The 13,012-nt window shown below is 73.8% G+C and carries 14 protein-coding genes; 7 read left to right on the top strand and 7 right to left on the bottom strand.

Going from position 1 to position 13,012, the window contains the following annotated elements:
• Window positions 1-102: 102 nt before the first annotated feature.
• A complete protein-coding gene (locus COO58_RS03745) occupies window positions 103-1,116 on the top strand; it encodes a TrkA family potassium uptake protein (protein ID WP_091582781.1) in 1,014 nt (337 codons plus the stop codon).
• 31 nt (window positions 1,117-1,147) lie between these two features.
• Here the strand turns inward: COO58_RS03745 and COO58_RS03740 are convergent, their stop codons facing one another.
• On the bottom strand, window positions 1,148-1,630 hold the full coding sequence (locus COO58_RS03740; RefSeq protein WP_245666909.1) for a MarR family winged helix-turn-helix transcriptional regulator: 483 nt from the start codon (window positions 1,628-1,630) through the stop codon (window positions 1,148-1,150).
• 86 nt (window positions 1,631-1,716) lie between these two features.
• On the opposite strand from COO58_RS03740, the gene COO58_RS03735 reads away from it, so the two are divergent.
• Window positions 1,717-2,364: an FMN-dependent NADH-azoreductase gene (locus COO58_RS03735; RefSeq protein ID WP_091582771.1), complete on the top strand. Its 648-nt coding sequence runs from the start codon at window positions 1,717-1,719 to the stop codon at window positions 2,362-2,364.
• Between the two features lie 78 nt (window positions 2,365-2,442).
• On the opposite strand, the gene COO58_RS03730 is transcribed toward COO58_RS03735, so the two are convergent.
• The 3 genes from COO58_RS03730 to COO58_RS03720 all read right to left on the bottom strand — a co-directional run bounded on the left by COO58_RS03730 (window position 2,443) and on the right by COO58_RS03720 (window position 6,971).
• Window positions 2,443-3,477, bottom strand: a complete 1,035-nt coding sequence (locus COO58_RS03730) for a 2-oxoacid:ferredoxin oxidoreductase subunit beta (RefSeq protein ID WP_091582768.1) — start codon at window positions 3,475-3,477, stop codon at window positions 2,443-2,445.
• The gene (locus COO58_RS03725) at window positions 3,470-5,317 is read right to left on the bottom strand and encodes a 2-oxoacid:acceptor oxidoreductase subunit alpha (protein WP_091582764.1); all 1,848 of its coding nucleotides are present in this window, start codon (window positions 5,315-5,317) and stop codon (window positions 3,470-3,472) included. The genes COO58_RS03730 and COO58_RS03725 overlap by 8 nt, the downstream gene beginning before the upstream one ends.
• Before the next feature lie 196 nt (window positions 5,318-5,513).
• The gene (locus COO58_RS03720) at window positions 5,514-6,971 is read right to left on the bottom strand and encodes a hypothetical protein (protein WP_098743821.1); all 1,458 of its coding nucleotides are present in this window, start codon (window positions 6,969-6,971) and stop codon (window positions 5,514-5,516) included.
• A 125-nt stretch (window positions 6,972-7,096) separates the two neighbouring features.
• Between COO58_RS03720 and COO58_RS03715 the strand changes: the two genes are divergently transcribed.
• Window positions 7,097-7,474 (top strand): NADH-quinone oxidoreductase subunit A, encoded by a 378-nt coding sequence (locus tag COO58_RS03715; protein WP_098743819.1) that lies wholly within the window; start codon window positions 7,097-7,099, stop codon window positions 7,472-7,474.
• A 2-nt stretch (window positions 7,475-7,476) separates the two neighbouring features.
• Here COO58_RS03715 and folP read toward each other — a convergent pair whose 3' ends face one another.
• The gene (gene folP, locus COO58_RS03710; protein WP_098743817.1) at window positions 7,477-8,346 is read right to left on the bottom strand and encodes a dihydropteroate synthase; all 870 of its coding nucleotides are present in this window, start codon (window positions 8,344-8,346) and stop codon (window positions 7,477-7,479) included.
• Window positions 8,347-8,539: 193 nt separating this feature from the next.
• Between folP and COO58_RS03705 the strand changes: the two genes are divergently transcribed.
• From COO58_RS03705 to COO58_RS03690, 4 genes are all read left to right on the top strand, one after another.
• Window positions 8,540-9,181 (top strand): DivIVA domain-containing protein, encoded by a 642-nt coding sequence (locus COO58_RS03705; protein ID WP_098743816.1) that lies wholly within the window; start codon window positions 8,540-8,542, stop codon window positions 9,179-9,181.
• On the top strand, window positions 9,178-9,675 hold the full coding sequence (locus COO58_RS03700) for an SRPBCC family protein (RefSeq protein ID WP_091582751.1): 498 nt from the start codon (window positions 9,178-9,180) through the stop codon (window positions 9,673-9,675). The genes COO58_RS03705 and COO58_RS03700 overlap by 4 nt, the downstream gene beginning before the upstream one ends.
• Window positions 9,676-9,865: 190 nt before the next feature.
• Window positions 9,866-10,450 carry a DNA-3-methyladenine glycosylase I gene (locus COO58_RS03695; protein ID WP_098743814.1) on the top strand — a complete coding sequence of 195 codons (585 nt, stop codon included), beginning with the start codon at window positions 9,866-9,868 and terminating at the stop codon, window positions 10,448-10,450.
• Window positions 10,451-10,475: 25 nt separating this feature from the next.
• Window positions 10,476-11,204, top strand: coding sequence for a hypothetical protein (locus COO58_RS03690; protein ID WP_098743813.1), 729 nt, complete (start codon window positions 10,476-10,478; stop codon window positions 11,202-11,204).
• 6 nt (window positions 11,205-11,210) lie between these two features.
• On the opposite strand, the gene COO58_RS03685 is transcribed toward COO58_RS03690, so the two are convergent.
• Together COO58_RS03685 and COO58_RS03680 are read right to left on the bottom strand one after the other, a co-directional pair.
• The gene (locus tag COO58_RS03685; protein ID WP_091582740.1) at window positions 11,211-12,002 is read right to left on the bottom strand and encodes an enoyl-CoA hydratase/isomerase family protein; all 792 of its coding nucleotides are present in this window, start codon (window positions 12,000-12,002) and stop codon (window positions 11,211-11,213) included.
• Window positions 12,003-12,006: 4 nt separating this feature from the next.
• Entirely contained in the window at window positions 12,007-12,825 is an 819-nt protein-coding gene (locus COO58_RS03680; RefSeq protein WP_091582737.1) for a PaaX family transcriptional regulator C-terminal domain-containing protein, read from the bottom strand.
• Window positions 12,826-13,012 lie beyond the last annotated feature (187 nt).

Below are 13,012 nucleotides of genomic sequence, written 5' to 3'. Positions count from 1 at the left end.
CGCTCGTGCGGTGGAGGGCCGGTCCCCGGCCCGGCCGGCCGGTTCGAGGCGTACCCGCTATCTTGAGGGCGTGCAGGCGACGGTGGCGGAGCGGGACCGACGGTGATCCATTTTCCCGCGCAACGGCGGGGGCCGCTGAGCGCGCTGAGTCTGCGCCTGCTCGCCGCCCTGGGGCTGGTCCTCGCCACCGTCTTCGTGGTCTGGCTCGACCGCGACGGCTACCGCGACGTCAACGGGGACGGCCTGACGCTGCTCGACTGCTTCTACTACGTGGTGGTGTCGCTCTCCACCACCGGTTACGGCGACATCGCCCCGTCCAGCCCGTCGGCGCGACTGGTCAACGTCCTGTTCGTCACCCCCGCCCGGGTGCTCTTCCTGATCATCCTGGTCGGCACCACCCTGGAAGTCCTGACCGAGCAGTACCGGACCGGCCGTCGCCTGTCGCGGTGGAGGAGAACCGTGAAGGACCACGTCATCATCTGCGGGTACGGCACCAAGGGCCGCAGCGCGGTCTCCGCGCTGCTGGAGAACGGGGCGGACAAGTCCAAGATCGTGGTGGTCGAGCGGAGCGGCCCGGCCCTGCGGCAGGCCACCTCGAACGGGCTGGTGACGATCGAGGGTTCGGCGACCCGCTCGTCGGTGCTGGAGGAGGCGCACGTCCGCACCGCCAAGTCGGTCATCATCGCGACCGACAGCGACGACGCCTCGGTGCTGGTGGCGCTGACCGTCCGGCAACTGACCGCCGGTCAGGTACGGATCATCGCGGCGGTCCGGGAGGCGGAGAACGCGCCCCTGCTCAAGCAGAGCGGCGCGCACCACGTGATCGTCTCGTCGGCCACCGCCGGCCGGCTGCTCGGCCTCTCCACCTCGGCCCCGCCGCTGATCGACGTGGTGGAGGACCTGCTCACCCCCGGCCAGGGCATGGCGCTGGCGATGCGGTCGGCCGAGCGCAGCGAGGTGGGCCGGTCGCCGCGTGAACTGGAGTCGCTGGTCATCGCGCTGGTCCGCCGGGGCAAGGTGGTCACGCTGAACGACCGCGCGGGCGCGGTGATCGAGACCGGCGACATGCTGGTCCACGTCCGCGACGACCGGCCGCAGGCCACCACCACCGTCTGAGCCGGCCGCCGGGCCGGGTCACCGGCGGCGGTCAGCAGGCGTCCGGGCCGTCCGCCGAGACCACCTCGGCGCAGGACGACGACCGGCCCTGGCTCGCCCGCCGCAGCAGCTCGTAGAGCAGGTCCCGCTCGCCCGGCTCCAGCGCGCCGAGCACCTCCTCCTCCGCGCCGGCGAGCGCGCACTCCGCCTCGCGGAGTCGGGTCGTGCCCACCTCGGTCAGGCTGACCACGTGCCGGCGGCGGTCCTCCGGGGAGCGGCGCCGTTCGACCAGGTCGTCCGCCTCCAGGTCGTTGAGCAGCCCGACCACGTTCGTGCCGTCGATCTGGAGCGTGGCGGCCAACCCCTGCTGGCTGATCCCGCCCGAGTCGCGCAGCACGGTGAGCGCGACCAGGTGCCGGGGGCGCAGACCCAGCGGCGCCAGCACCGACTCGGAGCGCAGCCGCATCCGGCGGGCCAGGTGCTGCAGCAGCGGCCCGGAACGGCGCTCCGACTCCTGGGCGGGCACGGCGGACATGTGACCCAGTTTACGCGGCCCGCGGAACATCGCCCTGCTATAAATAGTTGGTCCTACACGAACGATCGATGGAGGAGGAACAACCAATGGCACACCTGTTGCACATCGACTCGAGCATCACCGGCGAGCGGTCGGTCAGCCGGCGCCTCACCGCCCGCGCGGCGGCCGCCTGGCGCGCCGCCCACCCCGGCGGCACGGTGACCTACCGGGACCTCGGGCAGAGCCCGGTGCCGCACCTGGACGCCGCCGGCGGTCTCGCCCGGATGGTGCCGCCGGACCAGCACACGCCCGAGCAGCGCGCCTCCTGGCAGCTGACCGAGGAACTGGTGGGGGAGGTGACCCGGGCCGACACGATCCTGCTGGGGCTGCCGCTCTACAACTACGGCGCACCGAGCGTGGTGAAGTCCTGGGTCGACCACCTGATCGCCCCCGGCATCGCGTACGACCCGGCGACCGGGGCCGGGCTGCTCGGCGGTCGCGAGTTCGTGGTCCTGGTCAGCCGGGGCGGCGGCTACGGCGCGGGCACCCCGAAGGAGGGCTGGGACCACGCCGCGCCGTGGCTTCCGCACGGCATCTCGATGACCGGCCTGGAGCCGCGGTTCATCTGCGCCGAGCTGACCCTGGCCCCGGTCAACCCGGCGATGGCCGAGCTGATCCCGCTGCACGAGCAGAGCCTGGCGTCCGCCGAGCGGGCGGTCGACGAGCTGTGGGTGCCCGCCGCGGCGGCGGCCTGACCGGGTGCCTCCACGCCGAAGGGCGGGCCGTTCCGCGGGGGAACGGCCCGCCCTTCGCGTCGGCGGGTCAGTGACCGGTCAGAGGATGGTCCAGGTGTCGCCGCTGCCGAGCAGCGCGGAGAGCTGCTGCTCCGGGGTCTGGTCGACAGCGGCCCGCGCCGCGGCGACCTGCTCCTGCACCACGCTGTCGTAGGACGGGCGGCCGACCGACCGGAACACCCCGATCGGGGTGTTGCGCAGGTCGAGGCCGGGCAGGCGGGACAGCGCGAACGCGTACGCCGGGTCGGCGACCGTGGCGTCGTGCACGACGATCTCCTCGGCCGGGGTGGCCGAGGTCTCCCGGACCTCCAGCCCGAAGCCGCCCGGCGGGTGGACGACGCAGAACTGGCCGTCCTTGCCGAACGTGATCGGCTGCCCGTGCTCCAGCCGGATCAGGAAGTCGTCCCGGGTGGCCGGCTCCTTGAGCGGGTCGAACGCGCCGTCGTTGAAGATGTTGCAGTTCTGGTAGATCTCCACGAACGCCGAGCCCTGGTGCTCCGCCGCCGCCCGCAGCACCGACTGGAGGTGCTTGCGGTCCGAGTCGATGGTCCGGGCCACGAACGTGGCCTCGGCGCCCAACGCCAGCGACAACGGGTTGAACGGGGCGTCCGCCGACCCGACCGGGGTCGACTTGGTGACCTTGCCGACCTCGGAGGTGGGCGAGTACTGACCCTTGGTGAGGCCGTAGATCCGGTTGTTGAACAGCAGGATCTTGAAGTTCACGTTGCGGCGCAGCGCGTGGATCAGGTGGTTGCCGCCGATGGAGAGCGCGTCGCCGTCACCGGTGACCACCCAGACCGACAGGTCCGGCCGGGACACCGACAGGCCGGTGGCGATCGCCGGGGCGCGGCCGTGGATCGAGTGCATCCCGTACGTGTTCATGTAGTACGGGAAGCGTGACGAGCAGCCGATGCCCGAGACGAAGACGGTGTTCTCCCGGGCGATGTTCAGCTCCGGCATGAAGCCCTGCACGGCGGCCAGGATGGCGTAGTCGCCGCAACCGGGGCACCAGCGCACCTCCTGGTCGGACTTGAAGTCCTTGGCGGTGAGCTTCAGGGCGACGGGCTCAGACATTCTTCAGGACCTCTTCCAGCATCGTCTCCAGCTCCGCGGCGGTGAACGGCAGGCCGCGGACCTGGTTGTAGCCGATCGCGTCGACCAGGTACTTCGCCCGGATCACGTGGGCGAGCTGGCCGAGGTTCATCTCGGGGACGACCACCCGGTCGTAGGAGCGCAGCACCTCGCCGAGGTTGGCCGGCATCGGGGCCAGGTGGCGCAGGTGCGCCTGGGCCACCGACAGCCCGCGCTGGCGCAGGCCCCGGCAGGCGGCGCCGATCGGCCCGTACGTCGAGCCCCAACCCAGCACCAGCACCCGGGCGTCGCCGTCCGGGTCCTCCACCTCGACGTCGGGCACCGGGATGGTCTCGATCCGCGCCGCCCGGGTCCGCACCATGAAGTCGTGGTTGGCCGGGTCGTACGAGATGTCGCCGGTCTTGTCGGCCTTCTCCAGGCCGCCGATCCGGTGCTCCAGGCCCGGGGTGCCGGGCACCGCCCACGGGCGGGCCAGCGTCTGCGGGTCCCGCAGGTAGGGCAGGAAGCTGGTGCCGTCCTCGCCGTTGGGCTCGGTGGCGAACTCGACCCGCAGGTCGGGCAGGGACTCCACGTCCGGCAGCAGCCACGGCTCGGAGCCGTTGGCCACGTAGTTGTCGGAGAGCAGGATCACCGGCGTGCGGTAGGTGAGCGCGATCCGGGCCGCCTCCAGCGCCGCGTGGAAGCAGTCCGACGGCGACTTCGGCGCGACCACCGCGACCGGTGCCTCACCGTGCCGGCCGTACAGGGCCATGTTCAGGTCGGCCTGCTCGGTCTTGGTGGGCATGCCGGTGGACGGCCCGGCCCGCTGCACGTCGACGATGACCAGCGGCAGCTCCAGCGCCACCGCCAGGGAGATCGTCTCGCTCTTGAGCGCCACGCCCGGACCACTCGTGGTGGTGATGCCGAGCGCGCCGCCGTACGACGCGCCGAGCGCCGCCCCGACCGCGGCGATCTCGTCCTCGGCCTGCATGGTGACCACGCCGAACTTCTTGTGCTTGCTCAGCTCGTGCAGGATGTCCGAGGCCGGGGTGATCGGGTAGGCGCCGAGGAACACCGGCAGCCCGGAACGCACCCCGGCGGCCACCAGGCCCAGCGACAGCGCCGCGTTGCCGGTGATGTTGCGGTAGGTGCCCGGCAGCATCTTCGCCGGCTTGACCTCGTACCGGACCGAGAAGTCCTCGGTGGTCTCGCCGAAGTTCCAGCCGGCCCGGAACGCGGCCACGTTCGCCGCCACCAGCTCGGGGCGGGCCGCGAACTTGCGCTCCAGGAACCGCAGCGTCGACTCGTACGGGCGGGAGTACATCCAGCTCAGCAGCCCGAGCGCGAACATGTTCTTGGCCCGCTCGGCGTCCTTCTTGGACACGTCGTGCGCGGCCAGCGCGCCGATCGTCATCGAGGTGAGCGCGACCGGGTGCACCGCGTAGCCGGCGAGCGAGTCGTCGTCCAACGGGCTGGTCGCGTAGCCGACCTTGGCCAGGTTGCGCCGGGTGAACTCATCGGTGTTGACGATGATGTCCGCCCCGCGCGGCAGGTCGGCCAGGTTCGCCTTCAACGCGGCCGGGTTCATCGCCACCAGCACGTTCGGCGCGTCGCCCGGCGTCAGGATGTCGTAGTCGGCGAAGTGCACCTGGAAGCTCGACACACCCGGCAGCGTGCCGGCGGGAGCGCGGATCTCGGCCGGGAAGTTGGGCAACGTGGAGATGTCGTTGCCCAGCTGCGCCGTCTCCGAGGTGAACCGGTCGCCGGTGAGCTGCATGCCGTCGCCGGAGTCGCCGGCGAACCGGATGACCACCCGGTCCAGTTGACGGATCTGCTTGGTCACGCCCGCACCTCGCTTCGCTGAGCGCCGTCGCCCTCACCGGCGCGGCCCGCTCCGTTTCTCACGTCAGAGCCTACGTCGCCCGGTTAGGGCCCCCTTGGTGGAGGTCCGACGTGTGGGACCCGAACGGGCCGGTGTATGCCCCGCTTTGCAGCGTTTAGTACCGGCGGCCGTAATTCAGATCACCGCCGGATTCGTCTCACCGCTCCGCGGTCGACGGCCCGGCCGGGTCCGGCGCGCCGATCTCGCTGCGACGGCGCAGCGAGCGCGTGGCCAGGGCCAGCGCCAGCACGACCAGCAACCCGGACACGGTGATCAGGGCGATCGCGGTGCGCTGCACCGACGACTCGTCGTCGTCGGCCCGGCTCTCCGCGGCCAGCACGCCCTGCGACCCGGTGGGGGTGGGCGCGCCGGCCGCCGGCGTGGCCTGCGCCGCCGCCGCGCTGATCCGGAAGCTCATCTGCACCTGCCGGTCCCGCCCGCTGCGCGGGTCCAGCCGGCCGATCACCGCGCCGGCGAGCGGCGCCATCCGCTGCGCCTCCGGCGAGGCGGTCACCGGCAGCCGCAGCGTGGCGGTCCGGCCCGAGGGCAGGCTGCCCAGCTCGCACCGCGCCCGGTCCGGCGCCAGCGCGGCGCAGCCGGTGTCGCCGGCCCCGACGGTCACCCCGGCCGGCAGCAGCACCTCCACCCGGCCGGTGGCGTCCACCTCGCCGGTGTTGCCGAGCCGGACGGTCAGCGTGCTCGGCGCGCCACTGATGTCGAAGAGCACCTCGTCGGCCCGCAGCGAGATGCCCGGCACCGGGGGCCCGGGCGGGAACAGCACCGCGAAGCCCTCGTCGTCGTACGCCGCCCCGGTGGCACCGGGCGCGACGGCGGTCACCTGGACCACGCCGCTCAGCGGCATGGCCCGCCAGGCGTCCGCGGCGACGCGTACCCGGATGGTCGCGCTGAACCGGGCGCCCGGCGCGGCGGTCCACCCGCCGCACCGGTGGTTGCCGCCGCCGGCGGGCGCGCAGCCCGGCGTGCCGGCGTCGGTCAGGCCGGCCGGCAGGCTGTATCCGAGGCTGATCTGCTCCGCCCGCCCGCCGGTGTTGGTCACCGTCACCCGCAGCGTGGTCACCGTGCTGTCGGCGTTCCAGTAGTCCGGGGTCAGCACCACGTCGTCGGTGGAGACCTGCACGCCCAGCGGGCCGCCGGCCGGCTGGGTCGGCGGCGGGGGCGGGGGCTGGACCGGCGGCACCACGGGCGGCGGCGCCGGCGCGGTGGTGGTGGGCGCCGTGGTGGTGGGCGCCGGCACGACCGGGGCCGTGGTCGGCGGCACGGGGGCGGTGGTGACCGGCGCCGGCGGCGTGGTGGGCGGCGGGGCCTCCTCGGTCGGGGGCGGGGTGGTCGGTTCCGGCGCGGTGGTGGTCGGGTCGCCGGTGGGCGTCGGCTCGGTCGGGTCGCCGCCGGGCTCCCCGCCCGGACCGTCCGGGTCACCCGGGTCGCCGGGCGCCGCCGCGCGGACCACGCCGGCCAGCGGGGAGGGGGAGGCCGCGGCCCACCCCGGCGCCACCGCCACGACCGTCGCGGCCGCGGTGAGCAGCGCGGGAGCGAACAGCGCGAGGGTACGGCGGTGCGCGACCCGCCGAGCGGGTCGAACGCGGGGGCGGGTCATCTGTCCTCCGGACGTTTCAGCGAGGTCTCATTATTCGGCGACAGTTGCCATCCGGCACTAGTCCCGCCAGGAAACGAATTCGTAACGTGTCCGGGACGTCTGGACGGGACCGGTACGCTCCGCTCGTGACCGGATATCTCGGCTCGTACGCCACACTCGGTCTGCTGCTGCTCGCCGCCGTGCTCTTCTTCGTCACGGCGTTCTCGGCCAACCGGGTGTTACGTCCCCGCCGGCCGGCCGAGCCGTGGGGCAAGCGGGCCACGTACGAGTGCGGTCTCGACCCGGTCGGCGGCGACTGGGCCCAGATGCAGATCCGCTACTACGTCTACGCCTACCTCTACGTGCTCTTCGCGGTCGAGGCGGTCTTCCTCTTCCCCTGGGCGCTGGTCTTCGACCGCCCCGGGTTCGGGGCGACCACCGTGGTGGAGATGGGCGTCTTCGTGGCGATCGTGGCGCTCGGGATCCTCTACGCCTGGCGGCGCGGCGTCCTGCGCTGGACCTGACCCTAGGCCAACCCGCGCCGGGTCGCCGCCGGGGGCCGGTCGCCCCGGATCGAGGCCACCATGTCCAGCACCCGGCGGGTCTGACGCACCTGGTGGGCCCGGAACACCCGGGCGCCCAGCCACGCCGAGACCGCGGTGGCGGCCAGCGTCCCCTCCAGCCGCTCGGGCACCGGCAGGTCCAGCGTCTCGCCGATGAAGTCCTTGTTCGACAGCGCCACCAGCAGCGGCCACCCGGTGTCGGTCAGCTCGCCCAACCGACGGGTGATCTCCAACGAGTGCCGGGTGTTCTTGCCGAAGTCGTGCGCCGGGTCGATCAGGATGCCGTCCCGCCGCACCCCCAGCCCCACCGCCCGTTCGGCCAGCCCGGTGACCGTGCCGACCACGTCCGCCACCACGTCGTCGAAGGCCGCCCGGTGCGGTCGGGTACGCGGGGCCAACCCGCCGGCGTGCGAGCAGACCAGCCCCGCGCCGGTCGCCGCGGCGACCCGGGCGAGCGCCGGGTCCGCCCCCGACCAGGTGTCGTTGAGCAGGTCCGCGCCGGCCGCGACCGCCTCCACCGCCACCTCGGCCCGCCAGGTGTCGATCGAGATGACCACGTCCGGGAAGGCGGTCCGGACCGCGGCGATGGTGTCCACCGTCCGGCGGATCTCCTCGGCCACGTCCACCTCGTCGCCGGGGCCGGCCTTCACCCCGCCGATGTCGATGATCTCCGCGCCCTCGGTCACCGCCCGCTCCACCGCGCGCAGCGCGCTGTCCTCGGCGAAGGTGGCGCCCCGGTCGAAGAACGAGTCCGGCGTCCGGTTGACGATCGCCATCACCACCAGCTCGCCGGGAGCGAAGGTCCGCCCACCGAGCCGTAGCGCTCCCGTCATGCCCGCCTCCTCGTCTCCCCGCCCGGGTGGCCGTCGTCGCGGGCCGACCCGACGCTATCCGGTCCGGAGCCTCCGCCCTCCGCTGGTCCCACCGGCCCGATCCGTGGTCGCCCCGCTCGGGGGAGTGCGGCGTTTCCGAGTCGGAGGTGGCGGAGGGCTCGCCCGATCCCGGCCCGCATGCCACGATCTCTGCATGGGTCAGGTTCTGCTCCTTCTGGTGGTCGCGCTGACCGTCGCGGCGGTGGTGCTCGGGGTGACGGTGCTGGTCTCCGGGCGTGATCCGGGCCTGGTCCCGACCGAGCCGGACGGGCGGGCCGTACCCCTGCCCGGCACCCGACCGCTCGACGAGTCCGACGTGAGCGAGGTCCGTTTCGACACCGCGCTGCGCGGTTACCGGATGGCCCAGGTCGACGCGGCGATGCGACGGGCCGCGTACGACATCGGCTACAAGTCCGAGCTGATCGGCGTGCTGGAGGCCGAGAACGCGGCGTTGCGGGAGGGGCGCACCGAGGAGGCCGACGCGCTGCGCCGGGCCCGCGAGGAGGCCGCCGCGAGCAGCTGCGAGCCCGCCCCGTCGATCGCCGATCCGACGACCGCCGGGCCGGTGACCATCGACCTCTCGGCGCCCGCGCCGGGATCCGGCACCGGGCCGGAGACGGACGCCGGGGGCGCCCCGGCCGAGGCGGGCGTGGCGGAGGCTCCGGCCGCCGCGGCCGTCGAGGACACCACCTCACCCGGCGACGGGATCATCACCGGACCGTCCGCCGGGAGCGTGCCGGCCGCCGATGCCGACGACCGGGAACGCGGTCCGGTGGTCCGGTCGGAGTCGGCGTGACCGGCACGGAGGGTTCCGCCGACTTCGCCGAGGCGGCCCGGCGCGGTGCCGCCGAGGTCACCGCGACGGTGATCGTCGACGCGCCGGCCGAGCGGGTCTTCGCGGCGCTGACCGCGTGGGAGCGGCAGTCGGACTGGATCCCGCTCACCACGGTCCGCGTGGTCGAGGGCGACGGCGGCGAGGGCAGCCTGGTCGAGGCGGTCACCGCGCTGGGTCCGGCCGTGCTGCGGGACGAGATGCGGGTGGTGCGGGTCGACGCCCCGTACGAGGTCGGGGTGGTCCACTGCGGCAAGCTGCTGCGTGGCCCGGGGGTCCTGCGCTGCACCCCGATGGACCGGGACCGGACGCAGGTGGTCTGGCACGAGTGGTTCCACCTGCCGGGCGGCGCGGCGGGCCGGGTCGCCTGGCCGGTGCTCTGGCCCGGCTCGAAGTTCAGCCTGACCCAGGCGTTGAAGAAGTTCGCCCGCCTGGTCGAACAGGGCCGCCTGCCCTGACCCCGTGTCCGATCCGTCCGGATGCCTGCTGGGACACGCGTCCCATCAGGTAGGAGTCGCGGAGATCTTGGAAGAGTAGCGCCCCTATGGGGGCCGTTCGGTTCCAAGATCTCGAAGCCGCGAGCCGCGAGCCGCGAGCCGCGAGCCGCGCATGGGGAGCCTGTCGGTGGGCTGACCTACCGTGTAGGGCGTGACTGACCTGGTGATCGGGGCCGACGGGCTGGCCCGCTGCGCGTGGGGAGCGAGCACCCCCGACTACGCCGTCTACCACGACGACGAGTGGGGGCGGCCGCTGCGCGGCGACGACGCGCTCTACGAGCGGCTCACCCTGGAGGCGTTCCAGTCCGGCCTCTCCTGGCTGACCATCCTGCGCAAGCGCCCGGCGTTCCGGCTCGCCTTCGACGGGTTCCGGATCGAGACGGTGGCCGGCTACGGCGAGGCCGACGTCGCCCGGCTGATGGCGGACGCCGGGATCGTCCGCAACCGGGCGAAGGTCGAGGCGGCGATCGCCAACGCCCGGGCCGCGCTGGAGCTGCCCGAGGGGCTCTCCGCGTTGCTCTGGTCCTACGCGCCGCCGCCCCGGGCCGCGCGACCCGGCTCGTTCGGCGAGGTGCCCGCGATCACCCCGGAGTCGACGGCCATGGCCAAGGCGCTCAAGAAGCGTGGTTTCCGCTTCGTCGGCCCCACCACCGCCTACGCGCTGATGCAGGCGACCGGGATGGTGAACGACCATCTCGCCGACTGTCACGTGAGTGGCGACCGGGCCGGGGTGTGACCCGACGGCGTGATGGGATTGGGGCATGACCGACACCGAGCCGCGTACGAGCGCGACGACCGACGGTGACACCGGGCCGGGCGCCTGGGCGGTGCTGCTGCCCGCCGAGCGCTACGAGGCCGAGCGGCTGGTGCACCACGACGTGCTGGAGCTGACCGGCCTCCCGGCGGGAGCCGCGCCCCGGCCCGGCGACCGGGTGGCGGTGCTGGTCGAGGAGCCGCTGCGCCTGGTGGCGCTCGGCCGGGTGGCCCCGGCCACCGCCACGACCCACGACGCCCCGGCGAGGCCGGCTTCCGGGCCCCGGACCGCCCCGGCGACGGCCGCCCCCGGGAGCCGGGACGCCGGGACCCAGGAGGCCCCGACCGCCGGGGGGAGCTGGGAGGACCCGGACGACCCGCAGTCCGACGCGACGGCGGGGCTCGTGGTGACGTACACCCGGCGGGTGCTGGACGAGCCGGTGCCGGTGGACGGCCCGGCCCCCGACGGCCCAGTGGCCGCGCTCGACCCCGCGCGGTGGCGGGCGCTGGCCGACCGGCTCGGCCCGCCGCCGGCGCGGCGCACCTGGCTGGTCAGCCTCGACCTGCCGATCGAGGCGGCCACCCGGGCCGAGGCGGTCCGGATCTTCTGGTCGTACGTGCAGGAGCTGGGCCCGCGTGAGCTGCCCGCGTTCGTCTCGCCCTCCGGCGACGAGCTGGCCATGCAGGCGTTCGTGCTCGGCGTGGAGGCCAACCAGGACCCGGAGGAGGACGACTGACCGGCCTCAGCGCCCCTCGAACACCGGCTTCTGCTTGTTGACGAACGCCATGGTGGCGGCGCGGTGGTCGGCGGTGCCGCCACAGATCGCCTGCGCCTGCGCCTCCGCGGCCAGCGCGTCGGCCAGCGTGCCGGCGTCGGCGATGGAGAGCTGGCGCTTGATCGCCCCGTACGCGACGGTCGGCCCGGCCGCGAGCCGCGCGGCCAGTTCCTGCGCGGTCGGCAGCACCTGCTCGTCGTCGTCCACCAGGCGGGTGAGCAGGCCGAGCCGGCACGCGTCCTCGGCGCCGACCGGTTCGGCGAGCATCAGCAGCTCGACCGCCTTGGCGTGGCCGACCAGTCGGGGCAGGGTCCAGGAGGCCCCGGTGTCGGCGGCCAGCCCGACCCCGGCGAACGCCATCAGGAACCGGGTCTTCGGGCCGCCGATCCGGAAGTCGGCGAGGAACGCCAGCGAGGCGCCGGCCCCGGCGGCCATCCCGCGCACCGCGGCGACCACCGGCTTCGGCAGGTTGGCCAGGCGGGCGGCGATCGGGTTGTAGTGCGCCCGGACCGTGCCGAGCGGGTCGGCGTCGGCCGACTCCAGCGTCTGCACGTGCTCCCGCAGGTCCTGCCCGGCGCTGAACGAGCCACCCGCGCCGGCGAGCACGACCGCCCGGCAGGAACGGTCGGTCTCCAGTTCGGCGAGGGCGTCCCGGAGCGCCTCCTTGAGCGCCACGTCGAGCGAGTTCATCGCCGTCGGGCGGTTCAGCGTCAGGGTGACGACGGCGTCGGTGCGGTCGACGAGCAGCGGCTCGGTCACGTGTCTAACGACCCTTCTGTCGGGCGAGGCGGTTGCTGGCGTCGAGGCACTGCTCGACGTACCGGTCGGCGGCCGGCCGGAGCCGGGCCGCGTGCCGGTCGAAGAACCCGGCCGCGCTGGTGCCCGGCCAGCGCTCGGGGAGCAGCGCCGGGGGCAGCTGCGGGTCCTGGAACAGGAAGGTACGCCACGCGTGCACGAGCCGGAACCGGGCCGCGTACGCGTCCTCGTCGCTGCTGCGCACGGTGACGCCGGAGAGCAGCGGCTTCTGCTCGGCGACGAAGCGTTCGTACGCCCGGCCGATCTCGGACAGGTCCCAGGCCCGGCGGACGACGCCCATGGCGCCGGGCGTGCCGGCGGCGTGCGCGGCGGTGAACCGCTCGTAGCGCACGCCGGCCTCGGCGAGCAGCAGGTCGACGTCCTCGCCGGGGCGGGTGGCCACCCAGGTGCAGTCGTCGAGGGTGCCGTAGCCGAGGAAGCTGAGGTTGGCGGCGAGCCGTTGCCGGTCCCGGCGGGACGGGGGCGCCGTCAGCACCAGGAGGTCGAACCGTCCGTCCCAACTGTGCCGACCGGTCCGGTAGATCCGGGAGGCCGCCTCGTCGAGTCGACGGCCCGCCTTCGGGGTGATCGAATATCCCGGTCCGGAGGCCAGCCGGAGCGGTTCCAGCCAGCCCTGGCGGACCATCCGGGAGACCGCGGTGCGCACCGCCGGTGGGGCGATGCCGAGGGGTGCGAGCAGCTTGACCAGGGCGGCGACCGGTGCGCGGCCACCCCTGGCGCGGAGGTGGTCGCCGTACAGGTCGAAGAGTGCCGACCGTGCCTGCATGACCGCACATTGTGACAGGCCTATCCAAGATAAGCTAGATGCTGTTACATCAATGCTGCTTCGGTTTGGGTCCGGCGGTGTTCATCAGGGAAAATCGTTGGTCGACGCCTCCGCGACGCTTGCGGGTGGCGATGGCGAAGTGGCTGTGGGGCAACCCACCGACCCTGGTGTAGGTCTGAGGGGAGAC

Source organism: Micromonospora sp. WMMA1996, from assembly GCF_002573675.1.
Taxonomy (GTDB): Bacteria; Actinomycetota; Actinomycetes; order Mycobacteriales; family Micromonosporaceae; genus Micromonospora; species Micromonospora sediminicola.
This window is presented reverse-complemented; position numbering and strand designations above follow the sequence as displayed.

What these genes read in the sequence shown, in the direction of transcription:
- COO58_RS03680 (WP_091582737.1), bottom strand. Translation starts at nt 12,825, where the DNA reads ATGCAGGCACGGTCGGCACTCTTCGACCTGTACGGCGACCACCTCCGC.
- COO58_RS03690 (WP_098743813.1), top strand. Translation starts at nt 10,476, where the DNA reads ATGACCGACACCGAGCCGCGTACGAGCGCGACGACCGACGGTGACACC.
- COO58_RS03720 (WP_098743821.1), bottom strand. Translation starts at nt 6,971, where the DNA reads ATGACCCGCCCCCGCGTTCGACCCGCTCGGCGGGTCGCGCACCGCCGT.
- folP (WP_098743817.1), bottom strand. Translation starts at nt 8,346, where the DNA reads ATGACGGGAGCGCTACGGCTCGGTGGGCGGACCTTCGCTCCCGGCGAG.
- COO58_RS03740 (WP_245666909.1), bottom strand. Translation starts at nt 1,630, where the DNA reads ATGTCCGCCGTGCCCGCCCAGGAGTCGGAGCGCCGTTCCGGGCCGCTG.
- COO58_RS03730 (WP_091582768.1), bottom strand. Translation starts at nt 3,477, where the DNA reads ATGTCTGAGCCCGTCGCCCTGAAGCTCACCGCCAAGGACTTCAAGTCC.
- COO58_RS03705 (WP_098743816.1), top strand. Translation starts at nt 8,540, where the DNA reads ATGGGTCAGGTTCTGCTCCTTCTGGTGGTCGCGCTGACCGTCGCGGCG.
- COO58_RS03735 (WP_091582771.1), top strand. Translation starts at nt 1,717, where the DNA reads ATGGCACACCTGTTGCACATCGACTCGAGCATCACCGGCGAGCGGTCG.